9 protein-coding genes are annotated in these 16,106 nt (G+C 40.4%); 3 read left to right on the top strand and 6 right to left on the bottom strand.

Translation table 11 applies throughout. The features are described 5' to 3' along the window. Window positions 1-20: 20 nt before the first annotated feature. Entirely contained in the window at window positions 21-788 is a 768-nt protein-coding gene (locus tag MHN81_RS00470) for a class I SAM-dependent methyltransferase (RefSeq protein WP_023399853.1), read from the top strand. A 169-nt stretch (window positions 789-957) separates the two neighbouring features. Continuing rightward, on the top strand, window positions 958-2,880 hold the full coding sequence (locus MHN81_RS00465; RefSeq protein WP_036976428.1) for a methyl-accepting chemotaxis protein: 1,923 nt from the start codon (window positions 958-960) through the stop codon (window positions 2,878-2,880). A gap of 450 nt (window positions 2,881-3,330) precedes the next feature. Here MHN81_RS00465 and MHN81_RS00460 read toward each other — a convergent pair whose 3' ends face one another. Continuing rightward, complete coding sequence (locus MHN81_RS00460; RefSeq protein ID WP_023399855.1) at window positions 3,331-5,463, bottom strand: S8 family peptidase; 2,133 nt, start codon at window positions 5,461-5,463, stop codon at window positions 3,331-3,333. A 366-nt stretch (window positions 5,464-5,829) separates the two neighbouring features. Between MHN81_RS00460 and MHN81_RS00455 the strand changes: the two genes are divergently transcribed. Next, a complete protein-coding gene (locus MHN81_RS00455; RefSeq protein ID WP_239424766.1) occupies window positions 5,830-7,017 on the top strand; it encodes an NAD(P)/FAD-dependent oxidoreductase in 1,188 nt (395 codons plus the stop codon). A gap of 1,221 nt (window positions 7,018-8,238) precedes the next feature. On the opposite strand, the gene MHN81_RS00450 is transcribed toward MHN81_RS00455, so the two are convergent. From MHN81_RS00450 to MHN81_RS00430, 5 genes are all read right to left on the bottom strand, one after another. Further along, window positions 8,239-9,153, bottom strand: a complete 915-nt coding sequence (locus MHN81_RS00450; RefSeq protein ID WP_239424765.1) for a hypothetical protein — start codon at window positions 9,151-9,153, stop codon at window positions 8,239-8,241. Between the two features lie 2 nt (window positions 9,154-9,155). Continuing rightward, entirely contained in the window at window positions 9,156-10,310 is a 1,155-nt protein-coding gene (locus MHN81_RS00445) for a DUF3696 domain-containing protein (RefSeq protein WP_239424764.1), read from the bottom strand. Continuing rightward, complete coding sequence (locus MHN81_RS00440) at window positions 10,307-12,265, bottom strand: DUF262 domain-containing protein (protein WP_239424763.1); 1,959 nt, start codon at window positions 12,263-12,265, stop codon at window positions 10,307-10,309. The genes MHN81_RS00445 and MHN81_RS00440 overlap by 4 nt, the downstream gene beginning before the upstream one ends. Window positions 12,266-12,383: 118 nt before the next feature. Next, window positions 12,384-13,505, bottom strand: a complete 1,122-nt coding sequence (locus MHN81_RS00435) for a DNA cytosine methyltransferase (RefSeq protein ID WP_239424762.1) — start codon at window positions 13,503-13,505, stop codon at window positions 12,384-12,386. 388 nt (window positions 13,506-13,893) lie between these two features. Further along, window positions 13,894-15,612, bottom strand: coding sequence for an alkaline phosphatase D family protein (locus MHN81_RS00430; RefSeq protein WP_239424761.1), 1,719 nt, complete (start codon window positions 15,610-15,612; stop codon window positions 13,894-13,896). Between the last annotated feature and the right edge of the window lie 494 nt (window positions 15,613-16,106).

Genomic DNA, 16,106 nt, shown 5'->3' with positions numbered 1-16,106 from the left:
TAAACGACAGGAGCCTGCAGTTGCATATTCACACGCCATTTATCGAAAACCGTCCTTATTTAGATGATCTAACAAAACGCTTTGAGCTAGATGAACATAAAGCACTCGAAGAGGAGTTTCGATTGGTTTATGACGAAGAAGGCCTGGCGTTGTTTAAAAAAGACGAGCCCAAACTAGGTGCTATCCGAGTTGACTTTGTCACCGGGGCCAGTGCCCATAGGCGTAAATTCGGTGGTGGTAAAGGACAGGCGATTGCAAAAGCGGTGGGGCTGAATAAAGGGGTTACACCCAAAGTGCTAGATGCCACAGCTGGCCTTGGCCGAGATGCCTTTGTGTTGGCATCACTGGGCTGCAAAGTGTTGATGCATGAAAGGCACCCTGTGGTTGCTGCGTTGCTATATGACGGTTTACAGCGTGCGTATCAAGACTCGGAGATAGGCACATGGATGCAGGAAAATATGCACATTGCATATGGATCAAGTCATGAATTGCTAGAGCAAGCAATGCAAAATGAAGAAAGTAAGCCGGATGTGGTGTATTTGGACCCGATGTTTCCACATCGCGAAAAGTCAGCACAGGTAAAAAAAGAAATGCGCGTGTTTCAGTCATTGGTTGGGGCTGACAACGATGCTGACGCGCTACTGCCTTTTGCGATGCAGCTAGCGACCAAGCGAGTGGTCGTCAAGCGTCCTGATTATGCGCCGTTTTTAAATACGCATACGCCTAGCATGCAAATTACCACCAAGAAAAACCGCTTTGATGTTTATGTGAATGCGGCAATGAAATAACCTCTTCCAATTAGTTCAAAACTTAAGCATGAAATTTTGTACACAAAAAGCATACTAAAAAAGTATGCTTTTACGTTCGATTGAGTGATTAGTATACAAGTTACATCAAACTGTCATAAAAGGTTAATACTCTGAGCCCGAAATTCACTTTTTGGGGTTTGTAGTACATATGCGTGTTTCATCTTTTACCCGGCTGCTGGCGGTTTTGCTGGCTATTGCCAGTATTATTCTTGCGGCGACCTTATTTTGGGCGAGTCAGGTTTTTAGTAAGCTAGATCAGCAAGATAGCGCATATACTCAGCTTAAAAATACGGTTTTGATTGATTTGGCAGGGACCATCGAGGACTACCTGAGCTCAGGTGACAGCCTGTATTTAAATCAAGCCAGTGAACATATCAGCACGATTAAAAACCAGCACTTGGCAACCATGTCCAGTGATGTGATGACGGATATGGAAGAGCAGCTCGATGCGCTCAATGGCGACATTCAGGGTAAATATCGTGCACTTGGTAAACTATCAGGCAATGAACTGGCGCTATTAGATAATGCGCTGAGACAAATGGCTGGCTCTGCGTCGTCATTGATGAATTATGTTGCACAGGCTCAAGGTCATTCGCTTGGTGAGCAATATTACTCGCTGGCGTCTGACTATTATTTTGAGACCACCAATTTAAGCATTTATACCTATCAGTTGGTTTTACATTACGATAAGGCCACTCAACAAAGCTTGCATCAATCTCTCAATCGATTGCAAAATTTAGCCGCTAAGATAGAGCGTTTAGATGATCTCGGCGTAATGGCTGAAGTAGACGAGGACGAATTATTTTTGGGCGAAGAGCCTGAGGACCTTGGTCAAGAGATCAAATCCGAGCTGACCAGTTGGCCGAATCGATTTAGCCGAGACTTAGAAAACACCTTGCGCCAAGCACAGCAGAGACAGCAGGGAATATCTGCTTTACGAGATGACATCAAACGTCTGTCTACTCTAATGCTTGCGGCTGGTGAGCAGCTAAAACACCGCCAGACAGAACTCAAGTCACAAGTCTTTACCATCTTTGGTGCAGCGATAGGTTTATTAGTGCTTTTAGCGGTAGGTGTTTACTGGGTACAGTTTAGCCAAGTGCTTACGCCACTGCGTAATTTACGAGATGGGTTTGCGTTTTTGATTGAGAGTAATGAGCTTAAGCAGATCAAATGCAAGCGTGCTAATACAGAAGTGGGTGAAATTGCACAGTACTTTAATCAGTTGATTGAAAGGCAACGTATTGAGGCCCAAGAGCGTGAGCAAATGCTGCAAGTGATCAACGACTTTATGCAAGATATGAACAGCAATTTGGCCAGCATTAGTCAGCAATCAGAACATACTTATGAGCAGGTTGAACACAACCAGTTGCAACTTGATGAAATCAAATCGATAGGTTTTGAGGCCAGCAATATCAACCAGCAAGTTGCTGATAATGCCAGTGACACCTATAACGCGATGACCCAAAGTGTGGGTTTTGCTGAGTCGATGCTTAAAGCCAGTTCAAGTACACAAGATCGTGTTGACCAAGGTTTGATCAGTCTAAATGAACTCTTAGTTGGGGTTGAAGATGTGGGTAAAGTCATCGAAATGATCCACACCATTGCGGAGCAAACAAACCTACTAGCGCTCAATGCTGCGATTGAGTCGGCACGTGCTGGTGAACATGGTCGAGGGTTTGCTGTGGTCGCCGATGAGGTGAGAAAGCTTGCCAGACAAACACAAGATTCACTGACGGATATCAATGCACAACTGAATATATTAAGTGATAACTCCAGCAAGGTATCTAACCAGATAAGCGCGCTGGCATCAGAGGCGCAGCAACAAACCAATCATGCTCAAGAGTTAAAACGCAATTCTGAAGGGGTCGCTGAGCGTGCACAGGGGGCAAGCCAAGTTGCGGCAGATGCCATGGCATTGACCAATCAACAAACTGAGCTGGTCGATAGCTTTAGCAGTTCAATGGCATCAATGAAGCAGCAAGTAAGTGGCTCAAACCAACAAATAAACCAAATACAACAAAGCCTGGAACAGCAAATGGCACAGATAAGAGCAAGCTTGGGTTTATAGCAAGGTTAGTTTGACTATTAACGTGAGAGTAAGCAAAAAGCCAAACATATGTTTGGCTTTTTTATGCCGAGCTTTGGAATCATAGTGCGGATATAAAAAGACGACGTGAAGCCCGGATTTGTGCTGTTAGTTAAGCACTAAGAATGATTTGTACAGTGTCTCTGGTGTTACTACAGAATAAGTCGGGTAAGTACGAATAAATGCGGTAGAGATAGCTTTGGTTGATAAACAGGATCAATAAAGCTGTATGTAAGTAAATTGGCAATTGTTTGGAACACACAAATGGGACAGGCTATAGCCTGCTTAGTTTGATAACTGAATCGATCTAACTATTAAAGCAAAAAGCCAAACGGATGTTTGGCTTTTTTATGCCTCAGTATTGAGGCATAACGCGGATATATAAAAAGCCGATGCGAGTCCGGCTTTGTGTTGTTACTTAAGTACTAGGGATTATTTGTACTGTGCGTCTAGTGTTACACCAGAGAAAGTACGGTAAGCGCGAATACCAAAGTGCCAAACACCAGCTGCTGGGTTTGTAATAGTACAAGTTTCTACGTTACCACTTTCGTAAGGACGACACTGATAAGTTGAAGTAGAAGGAGCGCTGCCTGGATTTACATAAAGGTCAGCATCACCTGAACCACCTGAGATTTTAACCGTTAGGCTTGACATGCCAGCAGGAACAGTCACTTGGTGACGACTCCAGTTGCCAGTTGAAGCAGATAGGTTAGTCTCTGTGATACCGCCAGGTTGAGTACCTGAACTTTCAGTATTTGCCACTAAGCTTACACCGTTGTATGCAGCATAACCGCGCATCATCACATGATATGTGCCAGATGGATTGTCAATTGTACATACTTCGTTGTTACCACTTTCGTAAGGACGACAGTCATAAGTGCTTGTTGTAGGCTTAGAACCAGCTCTTACATATAGGTCAGCATCACCTGTGCCACCACTCATTGTGAAAGTCACTTTGCTTGCGCCTGCTGGTGTTTCGAAAGTGAAGAAAGCTTCAGCATTTTTCGCACCACTTAGGCCTGTTTTAGCTTCACCGTCTACAAGTACGTTGTCACCTGGGTTTGTGTTGTCATTGCCAAGCGCTTTATCAACAGCTGCGTTTGCATCAACGATACCTGTACCACAGTTTGTGCACGTTGCAGGGAAGCTACGCGTTGTATCTTTTAGGATAGACTCGATTTCATCTGGTGTAGCAGTAGGCTTAGCTTGTTTGATTAGTGCCGCAATACCTGCAACGTGAGGTGCAGCCATTGAAGTACCTTGTGAGTAGCTGTAGCTATCGCTCACAGGTGTGTTGCTACCAGAGTTATAAGTTGAAAGGATACCTTCTGGGTCGTTTGCGAAACTTTGTGCGCCACCTGGTGCTGCAACATCAATAGAAGTACCGTAGTTAGAGTAGTAAGCACGACCACCGTTACGGCCAACTGATGCAACGTTTACTACGCCAGAACAGTTACCTGGGTTGTAGTTGTTTGCATTGTCGTTGTCGTTACCTGCTGCGATTACAACCACAGTGCCGTTTGCACGAGCTTGGTTGATTGCACTTTGTGTTGTAGAGCTACATGCACCGCTGCCACCTAAACTCATGTTGATAACATCAGCAGGGTTTGCGTTTGCAGGCACGCCAGAAACAGAACCACCTGATGCCCAGATGATACCGTCAGCAATATCAGATGTTAAACCACCACACTTACCAAGTACACGAACAGGAACAACTTTTGAATCGTAAGCAACACCAGCAACGCCTTCGCCGTTGTTAGTCACTGCTGCAACAGTACCTGCAACGTGAGTACCGTGCCAGCTTGAGTTACGTGCGCTGTGTGTGTAACCACATTCGTTTGCAGTAACTGCATCACCCGGGTCACGTGCATCGCTATCACGACCGCCACCATCGTTTGCAACTGACAGGTTAGAGATCATGTCATAACCTTGCAGGATATTTGGGTTTAAGTCAGCGTGTGGACGGTAACCAGTATCTAGTACTGCTACTACTACACCGCTACCTGTTGCTTTATCCCAAGCTGCCGGAGCATTGATACCGCCCGCTGCTTCGAAGTAGTGCCATTGTGAACTGTAGCTAGGATCATTTGGAACAGCGAATGGCTGTAGCATTTGGTCAACTTCGATGTGCTCAACGTTACCAGATGCAATCATGTCCTGCATGAATTTTTGTGTTTCTGCTGCACTTAGCTTTTTGTCTGCACGCATTACGTGGTGGTTAGACAATGCCATAGGACGAACGTATTGTGCTTTAGCAGCTGCACGCTTGCTGTTGAAGCCTGATACGAAGCTGCGAGCGCGAGTGTTCATCATTGCTGGTGATGCATCAGCACTTGATAGTGACATGATGTCATTGTTGTTGTTTTTATATTTGATGATGAACTGAGTACCGAAACCGCTTTGTGATTCTAATTTTTGTGCGATTTGAGCTTGACTTGGCACTGCTGGTCCGAATGACTCAACTTGTGTGTTAACACCTTCTGGCATAGCCATTGCTGCGTTTGCTGAAAGTAATCCCGTCACAGCCATTGAAAGTGCTGCTAATTTAAAATTTCCTGTTGTCATTTTTTTACCCTTGTTTTACTTGTTGTTTTTCTCGGCAACTTCTCCATGCCAAGTGGTTAACAAACGTAAACTTGTTGTGATTTGTGTGAAAGTATTGTTTTGTTATTTACACTATTAATTTGGTTATAAGCGGATGGATAAAAGGCTTCTTTATTACAGTATCATTATGTTTTCATTAAAATTTTTCAAAATATTCCCGGTTAAAGAATAATCTATTTTTCTATGTAAAAAAATGTAAATGATTTATCTCATATTCTAAAAAGTGATAAAAATATGTCTTTTTGGTTGTGTTTTGAACTATAAACTCCCATCTAAGCTTAAAAAAAGTTATAATTGCGACATAAGTTTTTCGTTTCAGAGTATACAATGTTGCAATTTGACGTGGTGATTATTGGTGCGGGCGCCGCAGGATTAATGTGTGCGGCACAATCTGGTTACAGAGGCCGCAAGGTCGCTATTGTTGATATGGGTAAAAAAGTGGGAAGAAAAATTCTCATAAGTGGCGGTGGCCGTTGCAATTTTACCAATGAAAATGCCGCGCCAGAAAACTACCTCTGTGCCAATCCTCACTTTGTAAAATCCAGTTTGAGCCGTTATAACCAGCATGATTTTATTGAGCTGGTGGACCGTCATGGCTTAAATTATCACCATAAAACATTGGGCCAACTCTTTTGTGATAACAGTGCACAAGATATTGTTGATATTTTGAAGACTGAGTGCGAATGGGCCGGCGTTGAAATCTTTTTGCGCAATGAAGTGCTTAATGTTGAGCGCGATGAACAAGGCTTATATATAGTAACAACATCAGAGCAAACATTTAGTTGTACATCTTTAGTCGTCGCATCGGGTGGATTAACTATGCCTAAGCTTGGTGCAACCCCCATAGGATATAAAATCGCAGAACAGTTTGGTTTAAAGCTACTGCCAACAACTGCGGCTTTGGTGCCATTTACTTTACATGATCACGACAAAGCGCGTTTTGAAGGCTTGTCCGGGATCAGTGTCGACAGTTTAGTCACCAGTGAAGATGGCACCCAATTTAGAGAAAATATTCTCTTTACTCACCGAGGGTTATCCGGCCCGGCAATATTACAGATATCGTCATTTTGGCAAGCAGGGCAGGCCGTCAGTATCAACTTATTACCAGATACAAACGTGACAGAGCTGCTCCATGATTGGCGTCAAAACCAAGGTCAAAAGTCGGTAAAAAACCTACTAGGGCAGCTTTTACCTAAGCGTTTTGTTGAAGCGCTGATCAATGAAAACAGCGTGCCAGATAAACCTGCAAACCAACTAACTCACGGTGAGATTGATACCATTGCCACCACATTAAGCGCTTGGCAAATAAAACCAAACGGTACAGAAGGTTATCGCACCGCTGAGGTGACCTTAGGTGGCGTAGACAGTAATGAATTGAGCTCTAAAACATTTGAAGCGAAAAAAGCCAAAGGTCTGTACTTTATCGGCGAAGTGACCGAAGTCACCGGCTGGCTCGGCGGCTATAACTTCCAATACGCATGGTCAAGTGGCTGGGCGTGCGGGCAGGTGTGTTAGTTGATTTTAGCTAATTAAAATCAAGGTTTTTCACCTGAGAACTAAGAAAATCTACCTATGATTTCATTTTCATATCAATGAATATGATTTCTAAACTTGGCGTTTTAAATTCAGCTTGAGCCTTACCCTTGTCATCCTGACGAAGGAAAGGAGCCATTGAGCAGAGGTGCTAGGTCTAGGTGCAACCTCACCGTCGTCATTCTGACGAAGGTCAGAAATCATTTTGCAGAGCTGTCACTTTTAGCAATGACTTTGGTTGTAATGGTTGTTTTGATTGGAGTATCAATGACTCTGACCCTTTTGATCATTTGATTAGATCATTACCCTTGTCATCCTGACGAAGGTCAGGAGCCATTGAGCAAAGGTGCTAGGTCTAGGTGCAACCTCACCCTCGTCATTCTGACGAAAGTAAGAAACCATTTTTCAGTGTTGTCACTTTTAACAATGACTTTGGTAGTAATGGTTGTTTTCAACTAAATATTTTGTCGTGTTAGTGACGACAATCAAAGATGGGTTGGCGCTGGCTCCTTTTTGGACTCTCCCCGCACCTAACTATTCACGTTTCTACTTCAAATAATCACTTGATGAAGGTGCAAAATATACGTTGCGAAGCAAGGTTACTTTTGCGCAAGGTGAAATGTGCAACTTACACAAATATTAAAAAGTACTGAGAACACATCCATGCAAGCACATTAGTCATCAATTGCTTATTTTCAGGTGTCATAGAGGGGGAAGGTGGCGTTGTCCGTTGAGTTGTTTGCTTGCAGCGGAGTATCAATGACTCTGACCCTTTTGATTAGAGCTGTCACTTTTAACAATGACTTTGGTCGTAATGGTTGTTTTCAACTAAACATTTTGTCGTGTTGGCGACGACAAACAAGGGGGATTGGAGTATCAATGACTCTGACCCTTTTGATTACAAGAGATCTAAGGCAGGAGCATACCCCGTTGATTTATCAACCAAGTCGTATGCGAGATTAGAACCGAAGCAAATTTCTACAAAATTTGCGGAAAAATGCATTTTTTAGTTCTACAAATGAATAATACGATAATAAATCAAACGGTTAGGCTAGTGCGCTATTTCCCTGATAAGAGATCGGCGCAAGTGCCTATCAGACGTTAACCCTCAATTGGTAACTTAACTACAGTTCCGTTTTGAATAACTTAATTGAAAATCGAATAATTAAAGGTTGTAAAGAAAAAATGTAGCTAATAACCTTATTATAAATGCTCACCAATATGCGCTATAGCAATTTTGGGGTTTTCAGGGTCTATCCTGTTAAAGAAACCAAAATATATACGGTTAAAATAATAAGTACCCTTACCGTTAGCCCCATCAATGTGCTCTAACTTATAGTGATATTCACAATTAACATTCGTATATTCGACGTCATCAATTAAAAAATCTCTTTTTAAAGCTGCAATTGTTCTCTTGTTTTTACCTTTACCTTCTGGGGTTACTGGAAAGTCTAAATTTGCATTGAGATTAATAATGTTGTTCTTAGAGTCTCGAGGGATTATTTCATACTGATTCATAAAATTAAGGCAATCTGTAATACCTTGAATAAATGATTGATAACCCCCTTCTATCTTTCGAATGCTATCAAAAGTCTCATTATTCTTGTGTCCTGGGTAGTCTAAAAAAATCAGATTTTGATATAGCTGCACAAAATCTCGAGCATACTCAGAGTGAGTTCTTTGATTATTCACAAGTACATTCGAACAGAATACTACCAAACTTTTATCACCTGAGACGTTACGGTGTTTTTGTGCAGTTAAAGCATTGTTTGAATCTGATGAATATAAGGACATCCATGCACCATTATATTCTGGTTTAGCTAAATCAACCAAAGCCTTCACTTCCCCTGAGTCTAAATCTGTGATAGTAGTTGCCTTTCCCATATTTGCATCATAGAGCAATCTCATTATGGTACCAGCATCTAGGTGTTGAGGTTGCTGAAATAGCTCAATTGCAGCAAGTTCGTCAAAATCTTTTGCTTTCGCAAATGCAATAAATCCATCATCTTCAAAGTATTTCTCGATTAACTCAGAAGTAGCTTTAATTGATAAGGCTACTGATTTTTGGTCTTTTGAAAAATCGAAACTGTCAGAAACAAAACAAATGTTAGCTTTCAAGGTTAAGCTCCTTTAGTTGGGAGCTGCGTTTGTCCAGTCATAATCATGAACATATCTTGGGCTTGCTGATCAAAGAAACCCTCAGGCCAATTTGATAACTTTCCATCTTTAGTCATAGTTATTTTTTCTACATTACTTTGCGCTTCGCCTTGGGATATGTAATAAAGAGTAAATAGCTTGGGATCAAAATCCTCTTTCAATCTCGTAGTTACACGTATGCCATTTAACAAGTGATCACTATGAGTCTCTACAATAACTTGAACCCCTGCTTTTGCTGTTAGAGCAATAAGTCGACCTAAATAACTTTGTCCTTTAGGGTGTAAATGCGCTTCTGGGTTTTCAATAATTACTAAATCTCCAGGAGAAGAGACTAACAAGGCAACCACTATACTCATTGAATAACTGTAACCAAAACCAGTATTAATGGATTTAATTAATTTACCAGATTGGTGGATTATTGAATTATATGAAACATTGGCCCTGGGTTCTGTACCTGGCTCTAAGTTGTAACCAGGTGTAATTTCGCCCATCCAAGAAACGATATTGTCAAATAAAAAAAGACTAGTAGTACTTTTGTGTCTTCTTGGGTCTCCATTGGTGGAGAATTTTGATATTGAATTGTCTGACTTATTTAATAATTTATCTAAAACTTCAGCAACATATTCGCCTTTTGTTCCCAACCATAAAGGGTGGGGAACATTTTCAGACAATAGTAAGTTATCTTTCGGCCCCCATCTGTCTGCCACAAGATATTGAAAATGAAAAGTTCCTTGAACTTTTTCCTTTAATTCAATAGTCTCCATCAAGTTACTGGAACAATACGGAAGATAATTCTTACCCAATAAGCCTTCCCGTTGATCTGCATCGTTGTAACCCCATTTATACAGATTACCTCTAGACTTAATTTCTATGTATAGCTCGTCTTCATCACGATTATACGCATTATGTACATCATCAAGGTTCCCGACATGAGCTAATTCATCATTCAGGTTGACAAACTTCCCAAAATTAGATTGGAGCAATATTCCTATTGCCTGTATTGCTGTACTTTTACCAACGGAGTTATTCCCACAAAATACAGTTAAATTCGAAAACTCGAAAGGTTGTTTTTTGTAAGACTTAAAATTTTTTAGATTGAGCTCTTCAATAGGTCTCATTTAACATCCCTAAATAACGGACAAAATTTAATATCTATCCCAGTACTTTCTTTTAATATCTTCTCAAATGACTGGAATCGATAATTTACAGTCACTTTCTTACCTGTAGATGTGGATATTGAGTACATAAACCCTCGGTTAGCCTCAGTATAAATATTTGATTCCCACACAGCATATTCAGTAGTATCATTCTCTATCGCTGAGTATAAACAATCTACTAACGATGTGGAATTTTTCTTGAGCTGTGCGATTTGCTCAGGGTTAAGTAACGAAAAATATGACACAGTTAATTCAAATAGCTGCTTACTAATAGGCGCATTTTTACTATTTAGTGATTTTCTAAAAGCACTAGTACCGAATATTTCATAAGCTAATTTTAAACCCTGCGTAAACTTTTTTTCCAACTCATAAAAATAAGTACTAGTTCCAGCAGCTAAAGATGAACTTCCTTCATCGAGACCTTTCGATTCATCAACATTTAATTGGTATGAGTTGATTCGCATCATCGCTTGTGACAAAAATTCATCATAACCTTCATAATCTTTAGTGCCAAATTTATGATAGCCATTTACCATAAAAGATAAAGCTGACAAACACAGCTCCATATCTTTTTGCCTATCTGGTTTAACTTTATGATGTGTAGATTTTTTAAACTCGTTTGTTGCAGACAGATAACGTAAAAACTTAACACTACTTCCCTGATTCATTGCAGAACGAATTTCTTGAGGACTTAATTTCACTCCATAAGTGTTAATCCTGTGGAATAATTCAACTAACACATTTGAATTATCAGTGTCTTTATCCATATCAATTAAATAAGCTGTTATTGCATATTCTCTGATACTACGTTGCTGAGTTCTTTCTAAATCTCTAAAATACAACCCTTCGTATTTTTTACCTAAAACCTTCATATCTTTTAATGGGAATTTCCCTCTCATGAAGTCATAAACACTGGTTATTCTTTGCAAGCCGTCTACGATAATCCATGTACCATTGGGCTTAACCGCAAAATAGAAAACTGGGAGAGGCAATCCCATTAAAATTGACTCAATAAGTTTTGCTTTCTTGTCTTGTTTCCAAATTCGATCCTTGCGTTGAAAGTCTGGTTGTAGCTCTATATCTTCAAACTGAATACGATCATAAATTAGCGATAAAACCGGCGTTAACTGCCTAATCGGTTTAACATTTTTACTTCTAGACTCAAATGAAGTATTGACTTCGTCGTCAATTTCACCATCATCATCGACACCTGTCATCACGGGTTTATCTAGTATTTGTTCAATAGGAAGAGCATTATTAGAAATGTCCGTTTCCTCATTTTTTCTTTCGGATATCAATAAGTGAGTTTTATCTTCAATTTTCGAGATGGTTGCGGAAACGACTTTATCGGTTAAGTCACTTAATCGATCTAATACTTTCTCAGTATCCTGAATTGAAACTTCACCTGGGTACTTATTCATTACTGCATCTAAAGATGTGGTCAGTGAATCAAGTAAGTCTCTTTGCTCATTCACTAGCTCTTTGTTTGATAGTTCAAAATAGTTATCTATCTTTCTTCTAAGAGCTCGAAATTCAGCGCCTTCAACTTCTCTGAGAGTACCTATTTCATGAGTCTTTTCGTTGCATAATAGGAGGTGTTTCTTTTTTTTATATTTGAAATGTTCAATATGAGGTAAGTTTGCAAAGACAGTTTCAGGTTGATTGCGGCTACTGCCACCGCCATATAAAGCTTGGTCTACATTACTAAATCCTTTGAAAAGTAGATCTTGCCAAATGTCTTCTAATTCCCTGAAGGAACGTGCATTACCTTGCTTATTTGCATTGCTAGATATGTAGTATCTACGGGCCTTTTTATCTACTTTTGTTAGATAAATTGGGGCGGTATTAGGGTTGATAGATTGAAGCTGTTTCCCAATTAACTTTTCAATATCTGATATAACATCGTTAAAATGCATGAACTAGGCCTAATATAAACTATCTTGCATGCAGTCTAACATGCCAATATGGAAATGCACTAGATTGGCTTTCAACGTTTTGAAACATATAAAAGTAGGAGCTGAAAAGCTCATACTTTTATAAAGTATCGAGGTAAAAGTGTACGGTTTTGGCTATTCCCTCAGATGCAAGGAAAGGAACCCCATTGCCTATGGTTTTAAACATATCAGAAAGAGTCATTGTAGATGGTAAATGAAACTCTTTAGGAAGGGACTGAATTGCCAATGCTTCAGCTGCACTTAATCTACGTGATTTATATGGGTGTAAATGTACTTCGTTGTTTCCATATGCAGCTGTTGGAGAATAACGGAATCTATGAAGACGCTTGAATGACTTTTTACTGTCGTCGCCTTCTTGAATGGTCTTAAACTTATCCGAATATGGCTTAAAGTGATGCTTAGCATTCACATGCTTATACACATCATTTTTTTTGAACCAATGGTCAATCGTGAGTTCACTAACTTGTTCTAAGTACTTAGGAAGTTTACGAACCGAGTTTTCTTTGTAATCTGAAAACACTGGCCAGATAGATTTATCTAAGATCTTAGCTTTATCAAACTTAACTTCTCGCTCCCAATGAAAATCAGTAGTTAGCTGTTCGCTCGTAAGTTCTCCACCAACATGTTTACGATGAATACCAAACATTAAGATACGGTCTCGGTCCTGCGGTACTCCAAATTCAATACAGTTTGTTAATCTGTCTGTTAGAACATAATCGGCAGCTTCTAGCTTTGCTTTCATCTCATCATAGAAAGCTCTATGTTTTATAGTTCTCCACAGACCTTTCACATTTTCGAACAAGAAGAAATCAGGTTGGTTTTGGACTATTGAATCAACATAAACACGAGTTAGAACGCCATTGTCACCATCAGAGCCTTTGTTTTTACCTGCTACTGAAAAGTCAGGACAAGGAGGACCACCAATAAAACCCGTTAATGCTTCAGACTTTGCTTCTTGCACAAAATCATGAAGTAATTGTTTCTTATCGCCTGTAACAAAGTCATCAATGCTTGCCAAATGATGCCCATACTTAGGTTTAGGTAAGTTCATATCCTCTCTTGAATACTTATAGGCTTCCAAGAAAGGCTGATGAAATTCATTTACGAAACGGACATCGAACCCAGAGAGTTCAAAGCCAAGATCTAAAAAGCCACTACCCGAGAAGAAAGAAAAAATGATTGGTTTAGTTACTGAAGACAACTCTATAGCCTTTATACGCTAATGATACGAAAAAATGACTGAAATTTTATCTCATAAAAGGCTCAGAGGCACTAAATAATACATAGAATTTCGACTCTACTAGCAAATAAGAAGGACATACCGTTGAAGTATACAAGCAAAGCAACCATAGTGCTCGTATAAATCTGTCTTCGTTTTAATTTTAGATTCGAGCAAGTTTTTATGGCTGTAGTCAGGCTGCTGCGAAGCGAATTTTTCTTCGCTTCAGTTCAGTCGGTTCATAGGCCATCTAACGCCACTTTCAAAGCCAAACGGGGTCTAATTTGCATTTATCGCCCGCTTGGCTCTTTTCTAGTGCTCAGTTTTAAAGCTGATTTACGGGTAGCCGCTTATTTTTGAGTTTCCTGACTTAGATAATGTCGATTTGTGCACATTGCAACTCATCATCATTGGGTTTGCCATAATAGATATTCGCTTTAATAGACAAGTCATTGCCTTCGTTCTCAACATCGACTACCAGAAAATTGTTTTTCCCGGCCATTTCAAACACATTTTCTACCTCTATATGGGTCGAACGGTACATACTTTTGCTGCCTTCAATAGCGACTGAGGCCATCGCAGGAGGTGGTTTGCGTGAAATTGCACTCGAGGTGATGTTCATTACTTTGGCGTATTTGTAGTTAGTTGACTTCAATTTGAAAGCTGATGAACAGTGTACATCACCACTTAAGAAAGTAATGGGGATCTGATTGGCGTGTGAGGCTTTAAATATCTGCTCTAACAGGTTGTTTCGCTCTGTGATATTGGTTTCGTTACCCCACTCATCAATGGCATCATCCATCGCGCCAAAAATCTTTAATAGCAGATCCATGTTGTTCATAACAGTGTCATTCCAATGCACAACTGGCACGGCGGTGACAATAAACAGGGCTTTTACGCCACTCGCTGCGGTGGTGTTAAGCCATTGTAAAAAGCGCGTCATTTGCTCAGGCCCTAACAAACGTGCACCGTCTGCTTGGTGTTCAACATCATGATGAGAACGTGTATCAAGCATATAAACGCCAATGGGACCCTTTGTAAAGCCATAATCCCACTGTTGCTGTTTGTCTACGATATCGTATTGTCTATTCGATACATTGGTATCTGGGTTATGTAAATGCTGGTAGTCCAAATACGCTCTTTTAGCGGCTTGATAAGCTAATCTAGCGATTTTTGAATTAATGTGATCTTCATCGTCTTGCCAGAAGTTGCTTAATTTATCTATTCTCTGATCCCTTGTCAGCGACCCCCAGCCATCCATAATCTCATGGTCGTCCCACATCATGTATTGCGGATAAGAACAGTAAACGGTTCTGAGCGAATCGAAATTCCAATACACTCGATAATAAATACGATAGAGCTTCGCAAGGTAGTCGATCACGCCTTCGGTATTGAGTTCCTCACCTTCCATATAGGCGTTGTATAAGTCATTTTTATGCTTGCTTAACCAAACCCAGAGATCTTCTATGATTGGTTTTTGTTTTTTAGCCTGCCGACGTGAGCGTTTACCGTGGGTATCGCAATATACTTGGTCGCCTCCGCCAATGACAAAGCGGGTGTTTTTATCTTCTAGTATTTCCCCAAAGTCTGGCCAAAGCCCATCTGATATCGAGCGGTGGCCAAAAGGATCGTGACAGCTATAAAAGCCAAAACTAAAGTTCTGCCAATGTGGGCTTGCTTCATCGGTGCAAAATGCGTGCTCGATGGCCATACCACGCTCTATTTTTCGCGGCAGTTGGTCATATGTATCCCCATAGGCGAACAGGTAATAATAGTAACGGGTATTTGGCGTTAGGTTTTCGATTGTCACACACTCACAGTTATCATATTTTTCATCTGTGTTTAATGTGGCTTTGACAATGCCTGATGCAGAAAAGCAAGCGTCATCTGGATGTGAAGTAAATGCATTCAGCGTGCCTTTGACTTGCTGAATATTTGCTTCATTCACCAGTACTAAGCACCACTGACCAGGTTGAAATGTCCTCACCCAAATTTTGGTGGTGGTGTCTGTTGTGTGCCCAACTATACACATTGACTTGAGTTTGGGCAGGGATGATTCGTATTGATTGGGAGATGGTAGATGAGTCATAGTTATTCCTTTGTTGTTATGCAAAGTAATCTGATACTTTGCAAAAAAACCTACATTACCGAGTGACTTAATTTGATAGCGCTGCTGTATCGTTGATGGCACTGCTTTGAAGTACAGTGTGTTGTTTTTGAGACGGCTCTAGAACGCTACGTATTACTTACATAAAAATTATAGTCACTTTTTCCCATACATGGATGCAAGCAGGTATTCAGACTGTGTCATTGGCAAGCGTTCAGGATTTAAGCTTCTCCCCTGAAAAGCTAAGAGTTAAGTTAATGGCCGGGTAAGCATCTGTAATACATTTTTCACGCCAATTATAGATATAGTCATAAGCCTATTCACAGGAGCCTTGATACACCGTTATCTACTTTGTGAGGCAAATTGAACTTGGCAAAACTTAGTAAGTTAAGCAGAGTTTAATTCGCTTTTTTGATAAAAAATGGCCTGTCAGCGTCGTCTTTGGTTGTATATTTGCAACTTTTCAATCAATGATG

This window comes from Pseudoalteromonas sp. Of7M-16 (assembly GCF_022347805.1).
GTDB classification, from domain to species: Bacteria; Pseudomonadota; Gammaproteobacteria; order Enterobacterales; family Alteromonadaceae; genus Pseudoalteromonas; species Pseudoalteromonas luteoviolacea_F.
Note: the sequence above shows the minus strand (reverse complement) of the source record. Positions and strands in the feature narration are given on the sequence as shown.